A 24230-nucleotide genomic window follows, 5' to 3' on the forward strand; every position below is an offset into this window, starting at 1 on the left:
CGCAGCGGCGTCTCGAAGGATGATCGCCGAGGCTCCGGAACCATCTGAAGCATCCTTCGAGACGCGATCTGCGATCGCTCCTCAGGATGAGGGCTGTAATTGATATCAGATGATGTTGGCTTCCCTCAGCGGCCGGCCCGCGGTGATGCGCTCATGGCCGAGATCGGCCAGATCGAGCGACAGGTAGCGGCCGTTGACGATGTGTTCGGCGAGACCGCGGCCGACCGCAGGGGATTGCTGCAGGCCGTGACCGGAAAAGCCGTTGGCGAGGTAGAGGTTCGGTACGCCGACTGCCGGCCCGAGGATGGCGTTGCCGTCGAGGCCGTTCATGTCATAGGGGCCGGCCCAGGCGCGGCCGGGCTTGATCGCTTCGAAGGCGGGGACGCGATGGGCGAGCGGCGCCCAGACATATTCCTCGAAAAAGGACCAGTCGACGTCTTCGACATCAGCGTCGGTCTCGATCCATTCGCGGTCGAGCTCGGCCGGCGGGGACGAGCCGCAGATGAACATCTGACCGTCATTGCCGCGCTTGCCTTCGGGGCGAACATAGGCGCCGGAGGTGTCGATCAGCAGCGGGCAGTTCTCGACCTCGCCCTTGCAGGTGAAGCTATAGACATAGCGCTTCATCGACCTGACCGGGATGTCGACGCCGGCGGTGGCGGCGAGCCTGGCGCCATGCGTGCCGGAGGCGTTGACCGCGGCGGCGCAGGCGATGCGGCTGCCATCGGCCAGCTCGACGCCGGTGACCCGGCCGCCCTCGACCACGTAGCCGACGACCTCGCCCTGGCGATATTCGACGCCGAGCGAGCGCGCCTTCTTGCGGAAGGCCTGCAGCAAGGCCCAGCCGTCGAACCAGCCTTCGCCGCTGACGCCATAGGTGCCACAAATGAGGTCGGAGGTATTTAGCCAGCTGAATTTGCTGCGCAGCATTTCTGCAGCATAAAGCGCGACATCGGCGCCTTCCTGCTGCTGAAGGCCTTGATTCTGCTCGAGAATCTTATGCCCCTCGTCGCCGGCGACATAGAGATAGCCGCCCTCGTGCAGATCGATCGACGGCACCTCGCCATCGACTGCAAGGTGCTGGCCGATATTGCGCAGAAAATCGATGCCGAAGAGCGAGACGCGGATGTTCACCGCACTGGAGAACTGCTGGCGGATCGAGGCGGCCGAGAGTGCGGAAGCCGAGAGCCGATAGGTCGGGTCCTTCTCGACGACGACGACCTTGCCCTTGAAGCCAGGGTCGCTGGCGAGGTGATAGGCGACGGAGGAGCCGATCGCCGCGCCCCCCACGATGACGATGTCGGCCGAGCCTGTAGCGGAAGACATGAGTGACCTGCGCGAGCGGTGGTTCGTGATCTCAGCGCATGAATGACGCCTCAATCGGCGCTTGTCGAGAGGCTAGCTCGTCTCTCCGCATTCGCCGAGCAGCCAGTCGCGGAAAGCGATCACCGCCGGCAGGCTCGCCTTGGCCTCGGGGTAGACGAGGTAATAGCCCTCAGGGCCGCGCACCGGCCGATCGACCGGAATGACCAGCGCGCCTGAGCGCAATTCCTCCTCGATCAGGAAGCGCGGCACGATGGCGACGCCGAGGCCCGCCACCGCCGCCTGCGCCACCATGGCGAACTGCTCGAAACGCGGGCCCATCAGCGCCCGCTCCGGCGGCAGGCCCTGCTGCTCCAGCCAGTTGGCCCAGGCGCGCGGACGGGTCGATTGCTGCAGCAAGGGCTGGCGCAGGAGATCAGCCGCCTCGCGGATGCCAGCGCGCGCCACCAGCGCCGGCGCCGCGACCGGCACGACCTCCTCGCCCATCAGCCGATGCAGGCGCGTGCCGGGCCAGACCGGATGGCCGAAATGGATGGCGGCGTCGGCCTCGTCATGGGCGAAATCGAAGGGCACCAGCTTGGTCGAGAAATTGATGGTGACGCCGGGATGCGCCTCGGTGAAGCGCGGCAGGCGCGGGATCAGCCAGCGCGTGCCGAAGGTCGGCAGGATGGCGAGATGGAGCAGGCCAGCGCCACCGCGAAAGGCCATGGCGGAGAGCGTCGCGGCGGCGAGCCGCGAGAGCCCATCGCGCACCTCGGCTGCATAGGCGCCGCCGGCCGGCGTCAGGCTGACGCGCTTCTTCACCCGCTCGAACAACTTCAGGCCGAGATTCTGCTCGAGCAGCGCGATCTGGCGGCTGACGGCGCCTTGCGTCAGGTTGAGTTCCTCGGCCGCGCGGGTGAAGCTGCCATGGCGCGCCGCCGCCTCGAAGGCGGCGAGCGCCGAGAGCGAGGGCACAGAGAGGCGGCCGGGAACGATCTCCAAGTTCATGACCTCATATCATCAAGTCGTGAGAACATATCGATTGCGGAGAGTAACCGGAAGAGGGCATTGTGCAGCCGAACTGGCAGGCTTCCGGCAAGCCGCCATCCCTGGATGGACCGGCATCCGGGTTCATTTGCGTTGCTGATGCTGCGCGATGGCCCGATGGCGGCAGGAGCATAAGCGAACGATGACGACCTCCCTCCCGAAAGACGCTCTTGCCCTGCTGAAACGCCTCGGCGTCTCCGAGAGCGCCTATGCCAGCGCCGGCCTCTCGGCCTCCTCGCCGATCACCGGCGAGACGGTCGCGACGCTGCGCGAGACTTCTCCGGCGGAAGCCGAGGCCGCGATCGGCCGGGCGCAGGCCGCCTTCCTCGCCTGGCGCAAGGTTCCGGCGCCGCGGCGGGGCGAGTTCGTCCGCCTGCTCGGCGAGGAACTGCGTGCCGCCAAGGACGATCTCGGCCTGCTGGTCACGCTCGAAGCCGGCAAGGTCACCTCCGAGGGCCTCGGCGAGGTCCAGGAGATGATCGACATCTGCGACTTCGCCGTCGGCCTGTCGCGCCAGCTCTACGGGCTCACCATCGCCACCGAGCGGCCGAACCACCGGATGATGGAGACCTGGCACCCGCTCGGCGTCTGCGGCGTGATCTCGGCTTTCAATTTCCCGGTCGCAGTCTGGTCGTGGAACGCGGCACTCGCCTTCGTCTGCGGCGACAGCGTCGTCTGGAAGCCATCGGAGAAGACCCCGCTGACCGGCATCGCCGTACAGGCGATCACCCTGAAGACGATGAAGCGCTTCGGCCCCGAGGCGCCGATCGGCCTGTCGGAAATCCTGATCGGTGGCCGCGAGATCGGTGACATCCTGGTGCAGGACCATCGCGTTCCCATCCTCTCCGCCACCGGTTCGACCCGGATGGGCAAGGAAGTCGGCCAGAAGCTCGCCGCCCGCTTCGCCCGCGCCATCCTCGAGCTCGGCGGCAACAATGCCGCGATCGTCGCGCCCTCGGCCGATCTCGATCTCGCCTTGCGCGGCATCGCCTTCGCCGCGATGGGCACCGCCGGCCAGCGCTGCACCACGCTGCGCCGCCTGATCGTGCATGAGAGCGTCTACGACACGCTCGTGCCGAAGCTCGCCAAGGTCTACGGGTCCGTGAAGATCGGCGACCCGCGCGAGGCCGGCGTGCTGGTCGGCCCGCTGGTCGACGAGGCCGCCTATCACGGCATGCAGAAGGCGCTGTCCGAGGCAAAGGCCGAAGGCGGCAAGGTCCATGGCGGCGAAAAGGTCGATGTCGGCGCAGGCGGCTTCTACGTCCGCCCGGCGCTGGTCGAGATGCCCAGGCAGTGCGGCCCGGTCGAGCGCGAGACCTTCGCGCCGATCCTCTACGTCATGAAGTACAAGACGCTAGCTGAGGCGATCTCCCTGCAGAATGCGGTCGGCGCCGGCCTGTCCTCCTCGATCTTCACCCTCGACATGCGCGAGGCCGAGACCTTCGTCTCCGGCGAGGGCTCGGATTGCGGCATCGCCAACGTCAATATCGGCCCGTCAGGCGCCGAGATCGGCGGGGCCTTCGGTGGCGAGAAGGAGACCGGCGGCGGCCGCGAGGCCGGCTCGGACGCCTGGAAGGCCTATATGCGCCGCGCCACGAATACGCTGAACTACGGCATCACCTTGCCGCTGGCGCAGGGCGTCAGCTTCGATGTGGATGCGTGATCGATAAGCCGTCATTCTCGGGCGAAGCGAAGCGCAGACCCGAGAATCTCGTGACCAGCCAGCTGGTTTCCGAGATGGTCGGGCCAAGCCCGACCATGACGATCAGACCAAACGGGGAGTTGAGATCATGGCCGAAGCCGCGCGCAAGACCGCCCAGAGCCACAAGCTGGCGGAGTTCAACTGGCAGGACCCCTTCCTGCTCGACGACCAGCTCAACGAGGACGAGCGCCTGATCCGCGACACGGCGCGCGACTATGCGCAGGAGAAGCTGATGCCGCGCGTGGCGGACGCCTATCTCGAGGAGAAGACCGAGCGCGGCATCTTCAACGAAATGGGCGAGCTCGGCCTGCTCGGCGTGACGGTTCCCGAAGAGTATGGCTGCGCCGGCGCCAACTACGTCTCCTACGGGCTGGTTGCCCGCGAGGTCGAGCGCATCGACTCCGGCTACCGCTCGATGATGTCGGTGCAGTCCTCGCTGGTGATGTACCCGATCTACGCCTATGGCGACGAGAACCAGCGCAAGAAATACCTGCCCAAGCTCGCCTCGGGCGAATGGGTCGGCTGCTTCGGCCTGACCGAGCCGGATGCCGGCTCCGACCCCGGCGGCATGAAGACCCGGGCCGAGAAGGTCGCCGACGGCTACAAGCTGACGGGATCGAAGATGTGGATCTCGAACTCGCCGATCGCCGACGTCTTCGTCATCTGGGCCAAGTCCGCCGCGCATGACAACCAGATCCGCGGCTTCATCCTCGAAAAGGGCATGAAGGGCCTGTCCGCCCCGAAGATCGGCGGCAAGCTCTCGTTACGCGCCTCGATCACCGGCGAGGTGGTGATGGACGGCGTGATCGTGCCGGAAGAGAACCTCTTGCCGAACGTCTCGGGGCTGAAGGGCCCGTTCGGCTGCCTCAACCGCGCCCGCTACGGCATCTCCTGGGGTGCGATGGGCGCCGCCGAGGATTGCTTCCACCGCGCCCGCCAATACGGGCTCGACCGCAAGCAGTTCAACAAGCCCCTCGCCCAGACGCAGCTCTTCCAGAAGAAGCTCGCCGACATGGTCACCGAGATCACGCTCGGCCTGCAGGGCTCATTGCGGGTCGGCCGTCTGCTCGACGAAGGCAAGATGGCGCCGGAGATGATCAGCCTCGTCAAGCGCAACAATTGCGGCAAGGCGCTCGACATCGCCCGCCAAGCCCGCGACATGCACGGCGGCAACGGCATCTCGATCGAGTATCATGTCATGCGCCATGCCGCGAACCTCGAGACGGTCAACACCTATGAGGGCACGCACGACGTCCACGCGCTGATTTTGGGCCGGGCCGTCACCGGGCTGCAGGCGTTCTTCTGAGCTTCGCCCGTCATGGCTGCAGTGATCGCCGATGAGGGCTCTGCCCTCCCCCCGCTTGCGATGGGGAGGGTCGGGTGGGGGGCCGCGCGACTGGGTGACGCGGCCACTCGCTCGTCCGGAACCCACCAATTCGGCAACGTAGCGCCTTGCTTTCCGGCCCCCCACCCTAACCCTCCCCACCGCAAGCGGGGGGAGGGAAAGAGCGCGTCATGACCCCTCCCCTCGCCGGCCTGCGTGTCCTCGAACTGGCGCGCATCCTCGCAGGCCCGTGGATCGGGCAGCTCCTTGCCGATCTCGGCGCCGATGTCGTCAAGGTCGAGGCGCCGGAGGGCGACGACACCCGCAAATGGGGCCCGCCCTTCGTCGAGGGCGTCGGCGACGAGCATCTCTCGGCCGCCTATTTCCATTCGGCCAATCGCGGCAAGCGCTCGATCACGGCCGATTTCCGCACGACGGAAGGCCAGGTGCTGGTGCATAACCTTGCCGCCCATGCCGATGTGGTGATCGAGAACTTCAAGGTCGGCGGGCTCGTCAAATACGGGCTCGACGCAGCCTCTATGCGCAAGGCCTATCCGCGGCTGATCTACTGCTCGGTCACCGGCTTTGGCCAGGATGGCCCCTACGCGCCGCGCGCCGGCTACGATTTCCTCGTCCAGGGCATGGGCGGGCCGATGTCGGTCACCGGCGAGCCTGATGGCGCGCCGATGAAGGCAGGCTATGCCGTCGCTGACATCTATACCGGCCTCTACGCCACGACCGGCATCCTCGCCGCGCTGCGCCAGCGCGATCAGACCGGCCAAGGCGCGACGCTCGACATGGCGCTGCTCGATGCGCAGGTCGCCGTGCTCGGCAACCAGGCGATGAACTACCTCACCTCCGGCAAGGCGCCGCAGCGCCTCGGCAACGCCCATCCCAACATCGTGCCCTACGACGTCTTCCCGGTGGCGGACGGACACATCATCATCGCCACCGGCAATGACGGGCAATGGCGCAAGCTCTGCGAGGTCGTCGGCGATGCCGGCTTCGCCAGCGAGCCCGACTATATCGACAACCGCTCGCGCGTCGCCAACCGCGTCGCCCTGACGGCGCGCCTCAATGCGCTGACCAGCCGCGTTCCCAAGCTCGATCTGCTGGCGAAGCTGGAGGCGGTCGGCGTACCAGCCGGCCCGATCAATACGATCGAGGAGGTCTTCGCCGACCCGCAGGTCAAGGCGCGCGGCGTGCGCGTCGACCTGCCGAGCCCGGCAGCCAAGGCCGGCGCGATCCCGACGATCGCCTCGCCGATCGTGCTCGACGGTGTCAGGCAGGTCGCGAGCCGGCCGAGCCCACGCCTCGGCGAGCACGAAGACGAGATCCTGAACGACCCGGCCTGGGGCGGAGGCGGCTGAATGGCCGGCTCACCAGAGACGGCGGGCGCCGAGCGTGTCGAAGGCGGTGTCGGAGGAAACCAGGAGCAGTCCCTCGGTGATCGCCTGCGCCGCCAGCAGGCGATCGAAAGGATCGCGATGTTCGCCGGGAATGGAGCCTGCCAGGCGAGCGTGCGTATTCAGAAGCGGAAGCGACTGAAATCCGTCCGCTTGCAGCGCCTCGTCGAATGTCGCGAGGACGTTTTCAACCCCGGGCAGTTTTCCGACCCGATGCTTTGTCGCGATCTCCATCGCCGAGATCGGACTGACGTAAACCTGGTGATTGCGATCGGTGATCGCATCCATGACCGACCTGCTCAATGTCCGGCCTCCGAGCCAGAACCAAAGCAAGGTCGAGGTATCGAGCAGCAGCCTCAATCGCCATGGCCCTCCCAGAGTCGCAATTCCTCCTCCGGCAGCGGCTCGAAGAACTCCGGCCCAATGGTGAACTGGCCCTTGAATCGCCCTGGCTTGCGCTCGGGTCGCACCGCTTCGATCGGCACCAGCCGCGCCACCGGCTTGTCGCGGCGCGAGATCACGACCTCGCCGCCCTTCTCGACTTGCTCGATCAGGCGCGAGAGATTTGTCTTGGCTTCATGGATGGTGACGCGCGTCATCGCCGTCTCCTCGTTCAACCTGACCAACTTAGCTAATTAGGACGGATGTTTCAATGACCGGACCTCGCACCGGCGGGCAGATCCTCGTCGACCAACTCCTGATCCATGGCGCGACCGACGCCTTCTGCGTGCCGGGCGAGAGCTATCTTGCCGTGCTCGACGCGCTGCATGACGCCGATATGAAGGTCACCATCTGCCGGGCCGAGGGCGGCGCGGCAATGATGGCGGAGGCCGCCGGCAAGCTGACCGGCAAGCCCGGCATCTGCTTCGTGACGCGCGGTCCGGGCGCGACCAACGCCTCGCCGGGCATCCATATCGCCGACCAGGACTCGACGCCGATGATCCTGTTCGTCGGCCAGATCGAGCGCGGCATGCGCGAGCGCGAGGCCTTCCAGGAGCTGGACTACCGCGCCGTCTTCGGCACCATGACGAAATGGGCGACCGAGATCGACGATGCCGCCCGCATCCCCGAGATCATCAGCCGCGCGTTCCATGTCGCGACGGCGGGCCGGCCCGGCCCGGTGGTGATCGCGCTGCCAGAGGACGTGCTGACCGACCTCGCCGACGTACCGGATGCGCTGCCCTATCAGGTCACCGAGACGCACCCGTCTCTGCTCCAGACCATCGACCTGCAGAAGCGGCTCTGGACGGCGAAGGCGCCGATCGCGATCCTCGGCGGCTCGCGCTGGAACCCGCAAGCGATCGAGCGCTTCCAGCGCTTCGCCGAGCGCTTCGACCTGCCGGTCGCGGTCTCGTTCCGCCGGCAGATGGTCTTCCCGGCCGATCATCCGAACTTCGCCGGCGATCTTGGCATCGGCCCCAATCCGAAGCTGCTGAAGCGCATCCAGGACAGCGATCTCGTCCTCTTGGTCGGCGGGCGGCTCTCTGAGATGCCGAGCCAGTCCTACCAGCTGTTCGGCATTCCCAATCCGGGCCGGCCGCTGGTGCATGTCCATCCAGATGCGGAAGAGCTCGGCCGCGTCTACCGGCCGGAGCTCGCGATCAACGCCTCGCCGACCGCCTTCTGCGCCGCGCTCGAAACGGTGCACCCGCCGCAGGTGATCCCGTGGGCCGGTGCCGCATCCGAGGCGCATGAGTCCTATCTCGGCTGGAGCGAGCAGCCGGCGCCGGTGCCGGGCAAGTTCCACCCTGGCGAGATGGTGACCTGGCTACGCCGCAACATCCCGGCCGATGCGATCCTATGCAACGGTGCCGGCAATTACGCGACCTGGGTGCATCGCTTCCACCGCTTCACCAAATTCGCGACGCAGCTCGCGCCGACCTCGGGCTCGATGGGCTATGGCGTGCCGGCGGCGATCGGCGCCAAGCGGTTGTTTCCTGAGAGAATGGTGATCGCCTTTGCGGGCGATGGCTGCTTCCTGATGAACGGCCAGGATTTCGCGACGGCGGTGCAATACGAGCTGCCGGTGATCGTCATCGTCGTCGACAACGGCATGTACGGCACCATCCGCATGCACCAGGAAAAGCACTATCCCGGCCGCGTCTCGGCGACGACGCTGAAGAACCCCGACTTCGCCGCCTATGCCAAGGCCTTCGGCGGCCATGGCGAGCGGGTCGAGACCACGGAAGAGTTCGCACCGGCCTTCGAGCGGGCGCTGAGCAGCGGCAAGCCGGCGATCATCCACTGCCTGCTCGATCCCGAGGCGATCACCCCGGCGAAGTCGCTCTCGACCATCCGTGCGGAAGCGCTGGAGGCTCAGGGCAAGGGCTGATCACGGCGAAACCAGATCCGGCGCATCAGCCCGTCCTTCAGCACGAACTGATGAAACAGGGCCGCGCCGGCATGGATCGCGGCGAGCGTGGCCAGCGTCGCGAAGAGCGCCTCGTGCAGGCCCAGCATCGCCACGTAGACCGCCTTGTCCGGGCCGATCGGATGCGGCACGGCGATCCAGCCATAGAGCAGCGTCGGAATCTGGATCGGCGCGGCCGAGACCATCAGCAGGCCGGTCACCGGCAGCGCCAGCAGGCAAAGGTAGAGCCCCGCCTGGACGCTTCCTGCGGCGAGGCGCTGCCAGATCGGCATTACGACCGGCTTCGGCGCTGGCAAGGCCAGCCGCAGCACGAGGCGCAGGAGGACGAGGGCCGCAACGGTGAGCCCGACGGATTTGTGCCATTGGTAGAGTGGAAAGCGGCTGATGAGATCGCGCGCCTCGTCGCGCATCACCCGTGCGAGCCCGAACTGCACGAGGATAAGCGCCAGCGTCAGCCAGTGCAGGACAATGATCAGCAGATGCCAACGTCTCGGGCGCATCGCCACCCCCGGGTCCTCACCCAAAACGAGAGCGCTGTTCAGCGCAGAATCTCGCCCCGGATCGCGAGATCGACCTGATCGTCCACGATGTTGACGTCACGCCCGATGTCGAAGGCATTGCGCGAGAAGGCGGTCGTCGCGCGGAAAGCCAGCCGCTCGCCGGGGCGCAGTCCCGCCGGGTCGCGCTCTGCGACCGCGCTGACAGTCACCGGCTGCGTGATAGCGCGGATCATCAATCGGCCGCGGATCACGAGGCTGCGCGCATCGACCCGGCTGACCTGCTCGGAGACGAAGGTCGCCGTCGGGTAGCGGCCGACATCGAGCATGCTCTCGCCCTTGATGAAACCATCGACCAGGGCGGTGCCGGTGTGGAGCGAGGCCGTTTCGATCGTAACCCTGACACGACTGCGCTCGGGACGGTCGAAGTCGAGCGACATGGCGCCCTCGACATGGTTGAAGATGCCCGAGGCCGTCGGTACGCCGAAGCGTTTCGCGACGAAGGAGACCTCGCCGGAACCTTGCCGGAGCGAACCAGATGGCTCTGCGGAAGCCGCCGTCGCAAGAGTGGCGGACAGAAATAGCGCGAGGAAGGAACGGATCGCCATGACAGCCGGCCCGGACCTGCTTGGACGAGAGCCCATGTCTAGGCCCATGCCGCAGCGCCCGCCAGAGCACACGCGCAATCGTGTACGCATCGGCCGCAGCCGCCGGAACAGAGCCCGGTGCAATGACTGCGCAATCGATCCGATCGAACTTTCCGCCCCGTGCCTCGTTTGAGAGGAACGGGCGCCTGATCTGCTCGATTGCGGCGCTGACACCAACAAGCGCGACGCAGGCCGGGCAATGCAGGAACAGGAGGTTCGGCAATGACGCGACGGATGATCCTGGCGATCGGCATGGCCGGCAGCATCGGCCTCGCCATGGCCCCGCAAGCACAGGCTGCGGGCTTCCTGGACGATCTGACGCGGGCGATCTTCGGCAATCCGATGCCGCCGGCCGCGATCGGCAGCCTGGAGGGGCCGGCCATCAAGCCGAAGCCCAGCAAGCCGCGGCCCGTCAGCACCAAGCCGGCCGAGTCGGCGGTCAAGCTCGACCCTGCCAGCGACGCCTATTGGTATCTGCGCGATCCGACGCTGCGGAAGGGCGACATCGTCGTCACCCGGAACGGCGTCGTCGTGTTCGATGGACAGAAATCCTCGGAGCACGCGAGCAGCGACTTCACCGCCCTCGAAGACACCAAGCGTTTGCCGAAAGCCCAGCAGCAGACGCTCGAAGCCGCCGCTGCGCGCGGACGAGCTTACTTCATCCCATCCATCACTGCGCCAGTCGTTCCTGTGCTGGCAACGAAGGCTGACCTCAACGCCACGGCGCAGACTCAGTAGGTCGCCCGGCCACCCGAGAGATCGAAGACTGCGCCGGTCGAGAAGCTGCATTTCTCGCTGGCGAGCCAGGCGACCAACTCAGCCAGTTCGTCGACCGTGCCGAGCCGCTTCAGCGGGCTCTTGCCGATCATCGTGGCAACCGTCTCGGCGCTCATCTGCAGCAGCAATTCGGTCTCGATCGCGGCCGGCGCCACAGCATTGACCAGCACGCCCGTGCCGGCCAGCTCCTTGCCATGGGCCTTGGTCAACGCGATCACGCCGGCTTTGGCAGCGCTGTAGGCCGAGAGCGTCGGCGTGCCCTCCTTGCCGGCGAGCGAGGCGATGTTGACGATGCGGCCATAGCCGCGCGGCACCATCACGGCCGCGACAGCGCGCGAGCAGAGGAAGGTGCCGGTCAGGTTGACCGCCTGGACTTTCTGCCATTGCGCTAAAGGTGTTTCCGCAATGGTCGTCGAGGGTCCGGTCAGCCCGGCGTTGTTGACGAGGACCGCGACCGGCCCGTGCTTCCGCTCGGTCCGGTCGAGCGCGGCTGCGACCTGCGCCTCATCGGTGACATCGCAGGCGATGAAGGCGCGGCCGCCCTCACCTTCCGCCAGGTCCCAGACCACCGGGATGAAGCCATCCAGCCCCAACCGCTCGCAGACGGCGCGGCCGATGCCCTTGGCGCCGCCGGTGACGACGGCGACCTTCACTGAGGCCGCCGTGCTCACGCCGCCTTGGCCTCGTCGAGCTTGGCGGCGACGAGCTTGCGCAGGCTGCGCAGATCCTTGACGAAGCCGCGAATGCCCTCGGCGAGCTTCTCGGTCGCCATCGGGTCCTCATTCATGGCGAAGCGGAAGGCCTTCTCGTCGAGCGTGATCTTCTTTGCGCCCTCGGGCGACGCGACCTGCGGCGAGGACGCCGGGGACAATCTGCGCGGCAAGTCACCTGTCGCCGCCGCGAGTTCGTCGAGCAGGCCGGGGCCAATGGTCAGCCGGTCGCAGCCGGCCAGCGCCTCGATTTCGCCGGTGTTACGGAAGGAGGCGCCCATGACCACGGTCTTGATCCCGAATGCCTTGTAATAGGCGTAGATACCCTTCACCGAGACGACGCCCGGATCGGTCTCGGCCGTGTAGGGGCCGCCGCCAGCCTTGACGTGCCAGTCGAGGATACGGCCGACGAAGGGCGAGATCAGGAAGGCCCCGGCATCAGCGGCCGCGACCGCCTGCGGCAGCGCGAAGAGCAGGGTCAGGTTGCAGTCGATACCCTCCCGCTGAAGCACACGCGCGGCCTGCAGGCCCTCCCAGGTCGAGGCGAGCTTGATCAGGATGCGTTCACGCCCGACGCCGCGCTCCTCGTAGGCGGCGATGATGGCACGCGCCTTGTCGATGCTGGCCTGGGTGTCGAAGGAGAGGTCGGCATCGACCTCGGTCGAGACGCGGCCGGGCACGATCTTAGTCAATTCGGTCCCGAAGGTGACGGCGAGCCGGTCGCAGACCGCTTCGACTGCGCCGGAGCCGCCCTGGCGCTTGCCCCAGGCGATCGCCTCCTCGACGAGCGAGGCATAAGCCGGCGTCTCCACCGCCTTGAGGAGCAGTGTCGGGTTGGTGGTGCAATCGACGGGCTTCAGCCGGCGCACGGCCTCGATGTCGCCGGTGTCGGCGACGACGGTGGTCATGGCACGGAGCTGGTCGAGCTTGGAGGCGGTCATCACGTCATCCATACGGGTTGTTGCGGCGTCCAACGCCAATATGCGGTCTGGAGGCTGTCATTGCGAGCCAAAGTGAAGCAATCCAGCCTTGCATCAGAATCGACTGGAACGCTTCATCAGGGCTTCCGTCAGCTCTTCACCGCGCCCGCAGTCAGGCCCGAAACCATGTTCTTGCGGAAGCCGTAATAGATCACCGCCGGCGGGATGGCGTAGATCAGGCCGGCCGTCATCAGGAGGTTCCAGGGCGCGTCGTCGGCCGAGAGGAAGAGGCCGAGGCCGACCGCGAGCGGCACCGCCCGCTCGCTGGAGAGCAGCAGGAAGGCGTAGAGATACTCGTTCCAGGCAAGCAGCAGCGCGTAGATGCCGATCACCACCATCGAGGGCTTCATCAGCGGCAGGTAGACCAGCCGGAAGAGCTGCAGCGAGTTGGCGCCGTCCATGATCGCGGCCTCGTCGAGTTCCTTGGGCAGCTTATCCGAGGCCTGCTTCAGCACCCAGATCGCATAGGGCGAAGCCAGCGCCACCATGGCGAGGATCAGCGCGACGCGGGTGTTGAGCAGCCCGAAGGTGCCCATCGCCTTGTACATGGGGATGGCGAGGAAGGCGGCCGGGATCAGGTAGGTCGCCAGCGCAAAGTTCATGATAGAGCGCCCGCCCGGCGCCTTCAGCCGCGAGATGGCGAAGGCGGCGCAGGTCGCGATGAACAGCGTGAGCAGCCCCGTCGTGATCGCGATCAGGAAGCTGTTGAACAGCTGCAGCCAGAAGTTCGTCAGATAATAATGCTGCTGGTTGAAGACGATCTGGAAATTCTGCAGCGTCGGCTTCTCCGGCCAGAGCTTGCCGGCGAGCATCGATTCCTGTGTCGAGATCGACAGCACGAAGAGATGGTAGATCGGCAGCAGCGTCCAGATCAGCACCGGAATCGCGATCAGGATCAGTTTACCCTCGTCGAGAACCTTCTTCATCATTCGGCTCCCTTCGAGAGACGCTTCACCATGAACCAGACCATGGGCAGGATCAGCGGCATCGCGCAGATGATCGAGGCGATGCCGAGGTCGAGATTGTTGTTGCGCATATAGCGGATGCCGAGCGTCGCCAGCACATGGTTGAGATCGCCCGGGCCGCCGCCGGTGAGCAGGTAGACGCTGTTGAAGTCGCCGAGCGTCCAGATCATCGAAAGCAGGGTCGAGGTGACATAGAGCGTCGCCAGCGACGGCCAGGTGATGAAGCGGAACTGCTGCCATTTGTTGGCGCCGTCGACGCTGGCGGCCTCATAGAGGTCCTGCGCGATGGCGAGCCGGCCGGTAACGAGGATCAGCGTCCAGAACGGCAGCGACTTCCAGATGTGGACGAGGATCGAAGAGGCGAAGGCGAGTGTCGGATCGGTCAGCCAGCCCGGCCCTTCGACGATACCGAACCAGTGGAAGAGCTGCTGGTTGATCATGCCGTTCTCCGGGTTGAGCATGACCCGGAAGGACAGGATGGTCGGAATCGACGGCACCGCCCAGGGCAGGATGAACAGCACCAGCATGAAGCGCACCCAGGCGCGCTGCTGGACGAAGAAGCCCGAGAGGAAGAGCGCGATCAGGAATTTCAGGTTCACCGCGATGAACAGGAAGACGACGGTGTTGATCACCGTCCGGAAGAAGATCGGGTCGGCGAAGAGGGCCTTGTAGGACTGCCAGTTGAGGCCAAGCCAAAGGCCGTAGGCGACCGGATAGACCACCATCACGGCGAAGACGAGGAGATAGGGGGCGAGCATGAGCACGCCCCAGAACACGCGGTCGCGCGCCTGCCCTGAGGTTGCATCGCTTGAAGCAATTGCTGGGGGAGCCATCGCTGCCGTGGTCATTCTGTTGTTCTCCTCGATACGCGCCCGCCGCAGAAGACGGGTCGGCATCCCGCGGCGAGGTCGCGCTGCGGAATGCCGTGCTTGTCGGCTTGCCTTAGGTCGGTGTCAGCCGGCGAGCTGCTTGATGCGGGCGATCATCTCGTCGACCGCCTGCTCCGGCGTGGCTTTGTCGACCAGCACGCGGTTGATCGCCTTGGCCCAGACGTTCTCGGCATTCACCGTGGTGAACTTGTAGTTGTAGACGAACTGGAAGGGGATCGTGCCCGAGCTGAACTGCTTGTAGACCAGCGCGCGGTGCGGATCCTTGCCGTCGGTCCAGAACGGGCTGGCGAGCCCGGACTTGGTGGTTGGCAGCCAGCGCCCGAGCGAGCCCTCGACGAAGGGGCGCAGATTCTCGTCCTTCATCATGAAGGCCATGAATTCCTTGCCGCGCTTCTTGTTCTTGCCGTCGGCGAAGACGACCGCCGTCTTCACCGCCGCCAGATTCGGAAGCGGCTTGCCGTCGGGCTTGTCGGGGAACTGAGTGGTGCGGATGTTGTCGAAATAGTTCTTCTTGGCCTGGTCGCGCTGCTCCTGGGTGAGCGCCGCGTTGTTCATGTCGTCGAGATGCTTGGAGGCGATCGAGATGGTCGCGTTATGCGTCATCGTGATCGTCTTGTTGTGGAAGGCGACGTTGTTGTCGGGGTCGAGCCAGTTGACCGAGGAAGGTGGCGTGCAGCCGCGCGAGGAGATATTGGCGTAGTCCTTCACGGCCGCGACCATCGCCGCCTTGTTCTTCGGGTCGTCGAGCACGATCTTGCCGTTCTCGTCGACGACCTTGGCGTCATGCGCATTGGCGAAGGTCAGGAAGCTGTAGAAGGTATCGGAAGCCGCGACGCCCATCGGATGGCCGACGGCGTAGATGCGTTTGCCCTTGGCCCGCAGCCCGCCCTGGACCTTGTCGCACCAGAAGTCCCAATAGCCGTTCCAGCTCTTCGGGATGTCGCTCTCCTTGAAGCCGGCCTCTTCAAGCATGTCCTTCCAGTAGGTGATGTGCATCATCTGCTGCTGGAGCGGGAAGGCGTAGTACGACTTCTTCTTGGTCTTGTCGTTCATCAGCAGGGTGGTGACGAGCGAATCGGGCAGGATGTCGCCCTTGAGCGGCTCCAGCACGTCGGTCACATCCTCGAGCTTGCCCTCGAAGGCCCATTGCCCGGTGGTGCGGAAATCATAGGTGGTGCAGAAGCCGACGTCCGGCGGCGTGCCGGCCTGGACCGCGCCGACCGACTTGGTGACGCAATCCTCAGTGGAGTAGAGGGAGAGGTCGACCTTGACGCCGGTCGCCTTCTGGAATTTGTCGACGACGGCGAGCAGCGCATCGTCCTCGCCCTTGTAGAAGCCCTTGGTGAACCAGACCGTCACCGTCTCCTGGGCGAACGCCGCCCCGGACCAGCCGGCGGTAATTGCGGCCAAGGCTGCGCCGGCAGCCAGAGAGCGCACGAATTTCATGATAAACCTCCCATTTAAAACGTTTAGATTGAGCTTTTTTGCCCTTCTCCTCCTAAACACTAGTCGAAGAGCCCTGCAACAAACAAGCGGCTGGGTTGCACGATTTTCATGCGACGCTCGACAAGAGGCTTCCCCATCCTCCCCCGCCAGAGCCTGATGAATCGGCTTTGACGGCGCAGCCCGGCCGCGTCAAAGAGGACAATGTCACGGATGTGTCATCAGCGCAGCTTACCCCGCGCCACACGATCCACGTCCTGACGTTCGCGCGATCTCGCCGCGCGGCAGACCAAGCGGAGTTTTCCATGCGCGCCCTCGCAACCACCGCCGTTCTCGCGCTTGGCCTGGCCCTGCCGGCGATCGACGCCGCCATGGCGGTCGAAGGCAAGCTCGTGCTCTACACCAGCCAGCCCAATACCGACGCCCAGCAGACGATCGACGCCTTCAAGGCCAAGTACCCCAAGGTCGAGGTCAGCTTCGTCCGCGACGGCACGCCGCGCGTCATGGCCAAGCTCCGGGCCGAGATCGAGGCGGGCGCGCCGCAGGCCGACGTGCTGCTGATCGCCGACGCCGTCACAATGGAAGGGCTGAAGAAGGAAGACCGGCTGCTCGCCCATGACAAGGCCGACGTCTCGGCCTTCCCGGCCGGCGTGCACGACCCAGCGAAGATGTGGTTCGCGACCAAGCTGATCACCACCGGCATCGTCTACAACACCAAGGCGGCACTGAAGCCGGAGAGCTGGCTCGACCTCGCCAAGCCCGAGGTGAAGAACCAGCTCGCCATGCCGAGCCCGCTGAACTCGGGCGCTGCGATGATCCACACGATCACGCTGACCGGCAACCTGCCAGGCGGCTGGAGCTTCTATGAAGAGCTGAAGAAGAACGGCACGCTCGCTGCCGGCGCCAATGGCGACATCTTGCGCCAGGTCGCGACCGGCGAGAAGCTCTACGGCATGATCGTCGACTTCATGCCGATCCGCGAGAAGGCCAAGGGCGCACCGGTCGAGTTCGTCTTCCCGAAGGAAGGCGTCTCGGCTGTGAGCGAGCCGGTCGCGATCCTGAAGAGCAGCAAGAACCCCGAGGCGGCCAAGGCCCTGGTCGACTTCCTGATCTCCAAGGACGGCCAGGAACTCGCCCTGAAGCAGGGCTATGTCTCGGCCCATCCCGACGTTGCCTTGCCGGCCGGCTATCCGGCACGCGGCGCGATCAAGCTGATGCCGTTCGACGCCGCCAAGGCGCTGGCCGACGAGCCGGCCGCCCGCAAGCGCTTCAGCGCCATCTTCGAGGGCTGAGGCGCAGGCTGAGATATTGAACGTGACGAGAGGCGCAGGGCGAACTCCCCTCCCCCTTGTGGGGAGGGGTTGGGGGTGGGGGTCGACGCGGAGCGCGCGCGGCCTCCCCGACAGTACACGCCCGCATGTCCAGCGCCTCATTCTCCAGCTGTTCACCAAGCCGCGCGACCCCCACCCCTATCCCCTCCCCACAAGGGGGAGGGGAAGCGCCTTATCGACCAACGCTTTAGCGGGGTCGCGCCCGGGCTTGCCCGGTCTCGCCCTGCCGTCAGGGCTCGGCCTGCCGGCGCTGGTGCTGCTCTGCGCGACGCTGTTCGGCGCCCTGCCCTTCCTGCGGCTGCTCGCCGCCGCCTTCGCGCCCGGCTGGCAATTCGCACCCGAGGGCGCGCTGGCGGAGATCAGCAGCCGCGCCGCGGTCAACGCGACCCTGCACACCTTCGAGACGGCCGGGCTCTCGGCACTCGGCGCGCTCTTGATCGGCGGGACGGCGGCGATCCTGCTCGCGGTCACCGATGTCCGCGGCAAGCGGCCGCTCGCCTTCGCCCTCGTTTTCTCGATGATGATCGCGCCGCAGGTGGCGGCGCTCGCCTTCCTCAGCCTGTTCGCGCCGAACTCGATCATGCTCGGCATTCTCGGGCTTTCGCCGGCGCCTGGCACACCCAATCCCCTGCTCGGGCGCGGCGGCATCATCCTGGTGATGGCGCTGCATCATGCGCCGCTGGTGGCGATCACGCTCTGGACCGGTCTGCGCAGTGTGCCGCATGCGCTGGTCGAGGCGGCGCAGATGGAAGGCGCAGCGCCCTACACCATCGTCGGGCGCATCCTGCTGCCAGTGCTGCGGCCACAGATCATCGCCGCGGCTCTGCTCGCCTTCGTCGCCGGCATCGGCAATTTCGGTATCCCGGCGCTGCTCGGCCTGCCGGTGAACTATCTCACCTTGCCGACGCTGATCTATCGCCGGCTCTCGAGCTTCGGCCCGGCGGGGCTGCCCGATGCGGCGGCTCTCTCGCTCCTGGTCGCGCTCGTCGCCGGCCTGGGCATCACCGCCGGCCTGCTCGCGACGCGACGCGCCGGCGGCAAGGTCGAGATCGAGCGGCCGCTGCAGCCCTTCTGGCATCTCGGCGGCGCCTGGCCTGTCGTCGCCGCCGGGCTCTGGCTCCTGATCGCGCTCAAGCTCGGCCTGCCGCTGCTGGCGCTGATCGGCGAGGCGCTGACGCCGGCGCTCGGCGTCGCGCTCACCTGGCAGAACCTCACCTTCGACAAATTCGCCGAGGTCTTGCTGCGGCAGGACGTGACGGTGCGCGCCTTCCGCAATTCCCTCCTCTTCGCCGGCTCGGCCGCGGTGATACTGGCGCTGCTTTCGATCGCCTTCGCCTACGGGCTGGAGCGGCGCATGGGCAAGCTCCGGCGCGTGGTCGAGGTGGTGATCGAGTTGCCCTATGCCCTGCCTGGCGTCGTCCTCGCCATCGCCTGCATTCTGATGTTCCTGAAGCCGCTGCCGCTCATCGGGGTCAGCATCTACGCGACTCCGTTCATCATCCTGTTCGCCTATATCGCCCGCTTCCTGCCGCTGGCCCTGAAGGCGCCGGTGGCGGCGATGGCGCAGATCGAGGCGCATCACGAGGAAGCCGCCAAGCTCGACGGCGTCACGCTCTGGCAGATGCTGCGCTTCATCGTCGCGCCGATCCTGGCGCCGGCTGCGGCGGTCAGCGGCCTGATGGTCTTCCTCGTCGCCTTCAACGAGCTCACGGTCTCGGCCCTGCTCTGGTCCTCCGGCACCGAGACGCTCGGCGTCGTGCTGTTCAGCCTGAAGGAGGCCGGCCTCGCCGGCGAAGCTGCAGCGGTGGCGATCAGCGCCTGCGTGGTGATCCTTGCCGTTATGCTCGGGCTCGACGCGCTTGGCCGCAAGCTGCCGGACAACATCCTGCCCTGGCGGGTCTGAGCGGCCGCGTCAGCGCGGATAAGAGTCCCTTATCGCGGCGAGTCGGCCGGGCATAGTTAAGCCCAATTTAACGTTACGGCAGGAAGGTCTGCCGCATGGAGTTCGCCTTTCCATCGCGAAGCAGAGCTCGAAACCTGCCGTGCAACCTCGCGGCGCCGACCGGGGACCTGTGAGCTCAATGGCCTATCGCGCAACCGGCCGCCGTCAAAGCGAACCCATTTCCGAGGAGCTCAAGATCCTCCTCGTCGAGGATTCGCGGACCTACGCGCTAGCGCTGTCGCGCCGCCTCGAAGCCGAGCTTCGCCTGCCCATCGTCGTCTGCCAGTCGCTCAACGAGTTGCACGAGGTCGTCACCGAGGATCGCGCCTCTTTCACCCTGGCGGTGGTCGACCTGAACCTGCCCGACGCCCCACGCGGCGAGGCCATCGACTTCACCGTCCAGCGCCGCATCCCGACGATCGTCCATACCGCCAGCTTCGACATCGAGACGCGCAACCGGATCATGGAGCGCGACGTCATCGACTATGTCCCGAAGGACAGCGCTTTCACGCTCGAGACCGTGGTCACTACCGCCCGGCGCGCGCTCAGCAACCGGCAGACCCGCATCCTCGTGGTCGATGACACCTCGGCGACCCGCAAGCTCCTCAGCCATATGCTGAAGGTGCAGCAATACCAGGTGGTCGAGGTCGAGTCCGGCGAGGAAGCGCTGGCACTGATCCAGGACAATCCAGACATCCGGCTGGTTGTGAGCGATTATTACATGCCGGACATGGACGGCTATGAGCTGACGCGCCGCATCCGGCGCCGGTTCGCCTCCGATCGGCTGCGAGTGATCGGCGTCTCGTCCTCCAGCGACCGCATGGTGTCCGTCGGCTTCCTCAAGGCGGGCGCCAACGACTTCATCTCGATGCCCTTCATTCCAGAAGAGCTGCAATGCCGGATCGCCAGCAATGTCGAGACGCTGGAGCAGATCGAGCAATTGCAAAGCCTTGCCTCGCGCGACGCCCTGACCGGCCTGTTCAATCGCCGCCACTTCTTCGCCAACGCCGACAGGCTGGTCGAGGAGGCGCGGGCCAAAGGCCGCGCCAGCACCATCGCCATCCTCGACATCGACGACTTCAAGCGCCTGAATGACAGCCATGGCCATGATTTCGGCGATCAGGCCCTGGCGAAGGTGGCGCGCTATCTCGCCCAATCGGTCGAGGGCAACGGCCATCTGCTCGCCCGGATCGGCGGCGAGGAATTCGCCATCCTGTTCCCGGGGCTGAACGCCAAGGAGGCACTGCGCCTGAGCGATCACATCCGGCTCGACATCTCGCACGAGACGCTGCTCGTCGACGATCAGCAGGTCACGCTGACAGTCTCGATCGGCATCGCCGAGATCGACGGGCAAGGCAGCCTGGACCAGCACCTGGTCGCCGCCGACCGCGCGCTGTACGTAGCCAAGCGCGAGGGGCGCAACTGCGTCCGCGCCGCAGCCTAAGCGCGGAGCTTCAACCGGCCGCAGCCAGGCGCGGGCCGCCTGCAGCCGCCGGCTCACCCATCAGCAGCGCGCGATTGGCCTTCGACTCGCGCACGATGAAATCGACGACCGCCCGAACCCGGGCGACGTCCTTGAGATCGGCGTGGACGAGCAGCCAGAAGGAGCGCGTGATCGAGACGCTCTCCGGCAGAACCGGGACGAGCCTGGGCTCGTCGACTGCCATGAAATGGTGGATCACGCCGATGCCGGCGCCGGCCGCCACGGCATTCATCTGCGCCAGCACGCTCGAACTCTGGATCTGCGCCCGCAGCCCCTTGGCGACCTCGTCGAGATAGTCGAGCTCGGGCGTGAAGATCAGGTCGTCGATATAGCCGACGATGCGATGGGCGAAGAGATCCTCTGCCGCCGTGACCTTCGGCATCGCGTCGAGATAATCCTGCGAGGCGTAGAGCCCGAGGCGATAGTCGCAGAGCTTGCGGGCGACGACCTTGCCCTCCTTGGGCGGAGCCAGCGTGATCGCGACATCGGCCTCGCGCTTCGACAGCGAGAGCAAGCGCGGCATGGCGATGAGCTGAAGCTCGAGCCCCGGATAGGCCTTGCCCAAGCCGGCGAAGCGCGGTGCCAGGAAGGTCGAGCCGAAACCGTCCGGCGCGCCGATCCGGACCGTACCGGATAGGGCCATGTCGGCGCCGCCGATCTCGCTCTGGATCGCCAGCGCCTCGGTCTCCATGCTCTCGGCCTTGGCCAGCAACTGCTCGCCATGGCCGGTCAGCGCGTAACCCTGCGGCCGCCGCTCGAACAGCTTGGCCTTGAGCGATTCCTCCAGCGAGGTGATGCGGCGCGAGACGGTGGCATGGTCTGCCCCAAGCCTGCGCGCGGCGGCGGTAAGCCGGCCGGAGCGGGCGACGGCGAGGAAGAAACGCAGGTCGTCCCAGTCGAACCGTTCCATGGCGCTGCTCCCGTATCTGTGTTTTTGCACGACGTTAGCCGATATCCGCCTATAGCCGTGCACAAACGATAATGATAGGGGTAGTTCCAATCAGCGTCACACGACTTTAGGGGAGGATGCCATGCGTCAGATCGGTCATTTCATCGGCGGCAAGCACGTCGCCGGCACCTCGGGCCGCACGGCCGATGTCTACCAGCCGATGGACGGCTCGGTGATCGGCAAGGTCGCGCTCGCCTCACAGCAGGAGCTGCGCGCAGCGGTCGAGAACGCGCTCGAAGCCCAGCCGAAATGGGCGACCGTCAACCCGCAGCGCCGCGCCCGCGTGCTGATGAAGTTCCTCGACCTGATCGCGCAGAACAATGACGAGCTCGCCGAACTGCTCGCCCGCGAGCACGGCAAGACCATTCCCGACGCCAAGGGCGACATCCAGCGCGGCGTCGAGGTCGTCGAGTTCTCGCTCGGCGTGCCCAACCTGATGAAGGGCGAGTTCACCGACGGCGCCGGCCCGGGCATCGACATCTATTCGCTGCGCCAGCCGCTCGGCGTCGTCGCCGGCATCACCCCGTTCAACTTCCCGGCGATGATCCCGCTCTGGAAGCTCGGCCCCGCCATCGCCTGTGGCAACGCCTTCATCCTGAAGCCGTCCGAGCGCGATCCCGGCGTGCCGATGCGTCTCGCCGAGCTGTTCATCGAGGCCGGCGGCCCTCCGGGCATCCTCAATGTCGTCAACGGCGACAAGGAGGCGGTCGACGCCATCCTCGACGATCACGACATCAAGGCAGTCGGCTTCGTCGGCTCGACCCCGATCGCCGAGTACATCTACGCCCGCGGCTGCGCCAACGGAAAGCGCGTGCAGTGCTTCGGCGGCGCCAAGAACCACATGATCATCATGCCCGACGCGGACATGGACCAGGCGGTCGATGCGCTGATCGGCGCCGGCTACGGCTCGGCCGGCGAGCGCTGCATGGCGATCTCGGTCGCGGTCCCGGTCGGCAAGGCGACCGCCGACGAGCTGGTCAAGCGCCTGATCCCGCGCGTCGAGAGCCTGAAGATCGGCCCCTCGACCGACACCGCAGCCGATTACGGCCCGGTCGTCACCAAGGCGGCGATGGAGAAGATCAAGTCCTATGTCGATATCGGCATCGGCGAGGGCGCCAAGCTCGTCGTCGACGGACGCGACTTCAAGATGCAAGGCTATGAGAACGGCTTCTATGTCGGCGGCTGCCTGTTCGACAACGTCACCAAGGACATGCGCATCTACAAGGAGGAGATCTTCGGCCCTGTCCTCTCCGTGCTGCGCACCGAGAGCTATGACGAAGCGCTGAAGCTGACCAACGACCACGAATACGGCAACGGCACCGCGATCTACACCCGCGACGGCGACGCCGCGCGCGACTTCGCCTCCAAGGTCCAGGTCGGCATGGTCGGCATCAACGTGCCGATCCCGGTGCCGCTGGCCTACTACACCTTCGGCGGCTGGAAGCGCTCGGTCTTCGGCGATCTCAACCAGCACGGCCCGGACTCGATCCGCTTCTACACCAAGACCAAGACGGTGACGGCGCGCTGGCCGTCCGGCATCAAGGACGGCGCGAGCTTCGTCATCCCGACGATGGGTTGATTTGACATACGGGACAACATGCAGTACCTATTTCAAATAGGTACTGCATGGAGGTGCATATGTCTAAATATGGCGCACTCGCCCGCTATCTCTCCAACCTCCCGCAACAAGAGGTTCGACTGAGTTTCGACGAAATCGAGAAGGTCCTGGAAGCAAAGCTGCCCACGTCAGCCCGCAGCCATCGAGCTTGGTGGTCGAATAACAGCGACAACAGCGTGATGACGAAGGCGTGGCTGGATGCTGGGTGGCGTTCCGAGCAGGTCGATATGGCCAATGAGAGCTTGGTTTTTCGTCGGACTGGGAAACATAACGACAACCGTGGCCAGGATTCTGCGTCAGCGGGGCAGCGGGCCTCGAAGCCGCTGTTCGGAGGCTTGAAAGGAACAGTTCGCATCATTGCCGACGTGACGCTGCCCCTCGACGAAATCTGGTCGGCGAATGAGGAGCGCGTCTAAGTGGGGCTGCTGCTGGATACGTGCGCTCTGCTTTGGGTTGCAAACGGCGACCCGATTGCTGAGCCCGCGAAAGTGGAGATCGACAAGGCGGCAAAGCGTGATGGGGTATTTGTCTCGCCGATCTCAGCCTGGGAAGTGGCAATGCTTGTCAGTAAAGCTCGTATCGCCCTTAGCATGACGCCTGACGCTTGGTTCGAAGCATTTTTGTCCCTGCCAGGAGTCAACCTGGCGCCGATGCCTCCGGCCATCCTGATGGCATCGGCGTTTTTGCCAGGGCCGCCTCCCAACGATCCAGCCAATCGGATCATCGCCGCGACCGCCCGCTCCGAAGGCTTCACGCTTATCACCCGCGATGAGAAACTGCTCGCCTATGGCAAGCAAGGCCATGTCCAAGCTTTGGCTTGTTGAATTCGAAAATCGAGGGCTG

At 65.8% G+C, this 24230-nt stretch carries 23 protein-coding genes; 11 read left to right on the top strand and 12 right to left on the bottom strand.

Annotated elements, in window-relative coordinates:
• Nucleotides 1–105: 105 nt before the first annotated feature.
• Nucleotides 106–1326 carry an NAD(P)/FAD-dependent oxidoreductase gene (locus ACSQ24_RS20945; protein ID WP_436096543.1) on the bottom strand — a complete coding sequence of 407 codons (1221 nt, stop codon included), beginning with the start codon at nucleotides 1324–1326 and terminating at the stop codon, nucleotides 106–108.
• Between the two features lie 72 nt (nucleotides 1327–1398).
• Nucleotides 1399–2313 carry a LysR family transcriptional regulator gene (locus ACSQ24_RS20950; RefSeq protein WP_436096544.1) on the bottom strand — a complete coding sequence of 305 codons (915 nt, stop codon included), beginning with the start codon at nucleotides 2311–2313 and terminating at the stop codon, nucleotides 1399–1401.
• Nucleotides 2314–2494: 181 nt separating this feature from the next.
• Here ACSQ24_RS20950 and amaB point away from each other — a divergent pair, with 181 nt between their 5' ends.
• The 3 genes from amaB (at nucleotide 2495) to ACSQ24_RS20965 (ending at nucleotide 6748) form a co-directional block, all read left to right on the top strand.
• On the top strand, nucleotides 2495–4015 hold the full coding sequence (gene amaB / locus ACSQ24_RS20955) for an L-piperidine-6-carboxylate dehydrogenase (RefSeq protein WP_436096545.1): 1521 nt from the start codon (nucleotides 2495–2497) through the stop codon (nucleotides 4013–4015).
• 127 nt (nucleotides 4016–4142) lie between these two features.
• Nucleotides 4143–5360 (top strand): acyl-CoA dehydrogenase, encoded by a 1218-nt coding sequence (locus tag ACSQ24_RS20960; protein WP_436096546.1) that lies wholly within the window; start codon nucleotides 4143–4145, stop codon nucleotides 5358–5360.
• A gap of 209 nt (nucleotides 5361–5569) precedes the next feature.
• Nucleotides 5570–6748: a CaiB/BaiF CoA transferase family protein gene (locus tag ACSQ24_RS20965; RefSeq protein WP_436096547.1), complete on the top strand. Its 1179-nt coding sequence runs from the start codon at nucleotides 5570–5572 to the stop codon at nucleotides 6746–6748.
• 9 nt (nucleotides 6749–6757) lie between these two features.
• Here ACSQ24_RS20965 and ACSQ24_RS20970 read toward each other — a convergent pair whose 3' ends face one another.
• Entirely contained in the window at nucleotides 6758–7144 is a 387-nt protein-coding gene (locus tag ACSQ24_RS20970; RefSeq protein WP_436096548.1) for a type II toxin-antitoxin system VapC family toxin, read from the bottom strand.
• On the bottom strand, nucleotides 7141–7383 hold the full coding sequence (locus tag ACSQ24_RS20975) for a type II toxin-antitoxin system Phd/YefM family antitoxin (RefSeq protein WP_436096549.1): 243 nt from the start codon (nucleotides 7381–7383) through the stop codon (nucleotides 7141–7143). Before ACSQ24_RS20975 ends, ACSQ24_RS20970 begins: the two co-directional genes overlap by 4 nt.
• Nucleotides 7384–7436: 53 nt before the next feature.
• Here ACSQ24_RS20975 and ACSQ24_RS20980 point away from each other — a divergent pair, with 53 nt between their 5' ends.
• Complete coding sequence (locus ACSQ24_RS20980; RefSeq protein WP_436096550.1) at nucleotides 7437–9116, top strand: thiamine pyrophosphate-binding protein; 1680 nt, start codon at nucleotides 7437–7439, stop codon at nucleotides 9114–9116.
• Here ACSQ24_RS20980 and ACSQ24_RS20985 read toward each other — a convergent pair.
• Both ACSQ24_RS20985 and ACSQ24_RS20990 read right to left on the bottom strand, forming a co-directional pair.
• Nucleotides 9101–9655 (bottom strand): cytochrome b, encoded by a 555-nt coding sequence (locus ACSQ24_RS20985; protein WP_436096551.1) that lies wholly within the window; start codon nucleotides 9653–9655, stop codon nucleotides 9101–9103. The genes ACSQ24_RS20980 and ACSQ24_RS20985 overlap by 16 nt on opposite strands.
• Before the next feature lie 38 nt (nucleotides 9656–9693).
• A complete protein-coding gene (locus tag ACSQ24_RS20990) occupies nucleotides 9694–10260 on the bottom strand; it encodes a YceI family protein (RefSeq protein WP_436096552.1) in 567 nt (188 codons plus the stop codon).
• Between the two features lie 291 nt (nucleotides 10261–10551).
• On the opposite strand from ACSQ24_RS20990, the gene ACSQ24_RS20995 reads away from it, so the two are divergent.
• Nucleotides 10552–11037, top strand: coding sequence for a hypothetical protein (locus tag ACSQ24_RS20995; RefSeq protein WP_436096553.1), 486 nt, complete (start codon nucleotides 10552–10554; stop codon nucleotides 11035–11037).
• On the opposite strand, the gene ACSQ24_RS21000 is transcribed toward ACSQ24_RS20995, so the two are convergent.
• The 5 genes from ACSQ24_RS21000 to ACSQ24_RS21020 form a co-directional block, all read right to left on the bottom strand.
• Nucleotides 11031–11747, bottom strand: a complete 717-nt coding sequence (locus ACSQ24_RS21000) for an SDR family NAD(P)-dependent oxidoreductase (RefSeq protein WP_436096554.1) — start codon at nucleotides 11745–11747, stop codon at nucleotides 11031–11033. The two genes, ACSQ24_RS20995 and ACSQ24_RS21000, sit on opposite strands and share 7 nt — an antisense overlap.
• Nucleotides 11744–12727 (bottom strand): transaldolase, encoded by a 984-nt coding sequence (gene tal, locus ACSQ24_RS21005; RefSeq protein WP_436096555.1) that lies wholly within the window; start codon nucleotides 12725–12727, stop codon nucleotides 11744–11746. Before tal ends, ACSQ24_RS21000 begins: the two co-directional genes overlap by 4 nt.
• Before the next feature lie 128 nt (nucleotides 12728–12855).
• Entirely contained in the window at nucleotides 12856–13692 is an 837-nt protein-coding gene (locus tag ACSQ24_RS21010) for a carbohydrate ABC transporter permease (protein WP_436096556.1), read from the bottom strand.
• Nucleotides 13692–14579 carry a carbohydrate ABC transporter permease gene (locus tag ACSQ24_RS21015; protein WP_436096557.1) on the bottom strand — a complete coding sequence of 296 codons (888 nt, stop codon included), beginning with the start codon at nucleotides 14577–14579 and terminating at the stop codon, nucleotides 13692–13694. Before ACSQ24_RS21015 ends, ACSQ24_RS21010 begins: the two co-directional genes overlap by 1 nt.
• A 105-nt stretch (nucleotides 14580–14684) precedes the next feature.
• A complete protein-coding gene (locus ACSQ24_RS21020) occupies nucleotides 14685–16058 on the bottom strand; it encodes an ABC transporter substrate-binding protein (RefSeq protein ID WP_436097939.1) in 1374 nt (457 codons plus the stop codon).
• A 311-nt stretch (nucleotides 16059–16369) separates the two neighbouring features.
• Between ACSQ24_RS21020 and ACSQ24_RS21025 the strand changes: the two genes are divergently transcribed.
• The 3 genes from ACSQ24_RS21025 to ACSQ24_RS21035 all read left to right on the top strand — a co-directional run bounded on the left by ACSQ24_RS21025 (nucleotide 16370) and on the right by ACSQ24_RS21035 (nucleotide 20781).
• Nucleotides 16370–17356 carry an ABC transporter substrate-binding protein gene (locus ACSQ24_RS21025; RefSeq protein ID WP_436096558.1) on the top strand — a complete coding sequence of 329 codons (987 nt, stop codon included), beginning with the start codon at nucleotides 16370–16372 and terminating at the stop codon, nucleotides 17354–17356.
• 247 nt (nucleotides 17357–17603) lie between these two features.
• Nucleotides 17604–19298 (top strand): ABC transporter permease, encoded by a 1695-nt coding sequence (locus tag ACSQ24_RS21030; RefSeq protein ID WP_436096559.1) that lies wholly within the window; start codon nucleotides 17604–17606, stop codon nucleotides 19296–19298.
• A 178-nt stretch (nucleotides 19299–19476) separates the two neighbouring features.
• A complete protein-coding gene (locus tag ACSQ24_RS21035) occupies nucleotides 19477–20781 on the top strand; it encodes a diguanylate cyclase (RefSeq protein ID WP_436096560.1) in 1305 nt (434 codons plus the stop codon).
• 10 nt (nucleotides 20782–20791) lie between these two features.
• Here ACSQ24_RS21035 and ACSQ24_RS21040 read toward each other — a convergent pair whose 3' ends face one another.
• Nucleotides 20792–21730 carry a LysR family transcriptional regulator gene (locus tag ACSQ24_RS21040; RefSeq protein ID WP_436096561.1) on the bottom strand — a complete coding sequence of 313 codons (939 nt, stop codon included), beginning with the start codon at nucleotides 21728–21730 and terminating at the stop codon, nucleotides 20792–20794.
• A gap of 121 nt (nucleotides 21731–21851) precedes the next feature.
• Here ACSQ24_RS21040 and ACSQ24_RS21045 point away from each other — a divergent pair, with 121 nt between their 5' ends.
• The 3 genes from ACSQ24_RS21045 to ACSQ24_RS21055 are packed head-to-tail and all read left to right on the top strand — an operon-like array spanning nucleotide 21852 to nucleotide 24211.
• Nucleotides 21852–23348: a CoA-acylating methylmalonate-semialdehyde dehydrogenase gene (locus ACSQ24_RS21045; protein ID WP_436096562.1), complete on the top strand. Its 1497-nt coding sequence runs from the start codon at nucleotides 21852–21854 to the stop codon at nucleotides 23346–23348.
• Nucleotides 23349–23407: 59 nt separating this feature from the next.
• Nucleotides 23408–23803: a DUF7662 domain-containing protein gene (locus ACSQ24_RS21050; protein WP_436096563.1), complete on the top strand. Its 396-nt coding sequence runs from the start codon at nucleotides 23408–23410 to the stop codon at nucleotides 23801–23803.
• On the top strand, nucleotides 23804–24211 hold the full coding sequence (locus tag ACSQ24_RS21055) for a type II toxin-antitoxin system VapC family toxin (RefSeq protein ID WP_436096564.1): 408 nt from the start codon (nucleotides 23804–23806) through the stop codon (nucleotides 24209–24211). It begins immediately after the preceding gene.
• Nucleotides 24212–24230 lie beyond the last annotated feature (19 nt).

Source organism: Allobosea sp. LjRoot237 (assembly GCF_964253285.1).
Classification (GTDB): Bacteria; Pseudomonadota; Alphaproteobacteria; order Rhizobiales; family Beijerinckiaceae; genus Allobosea.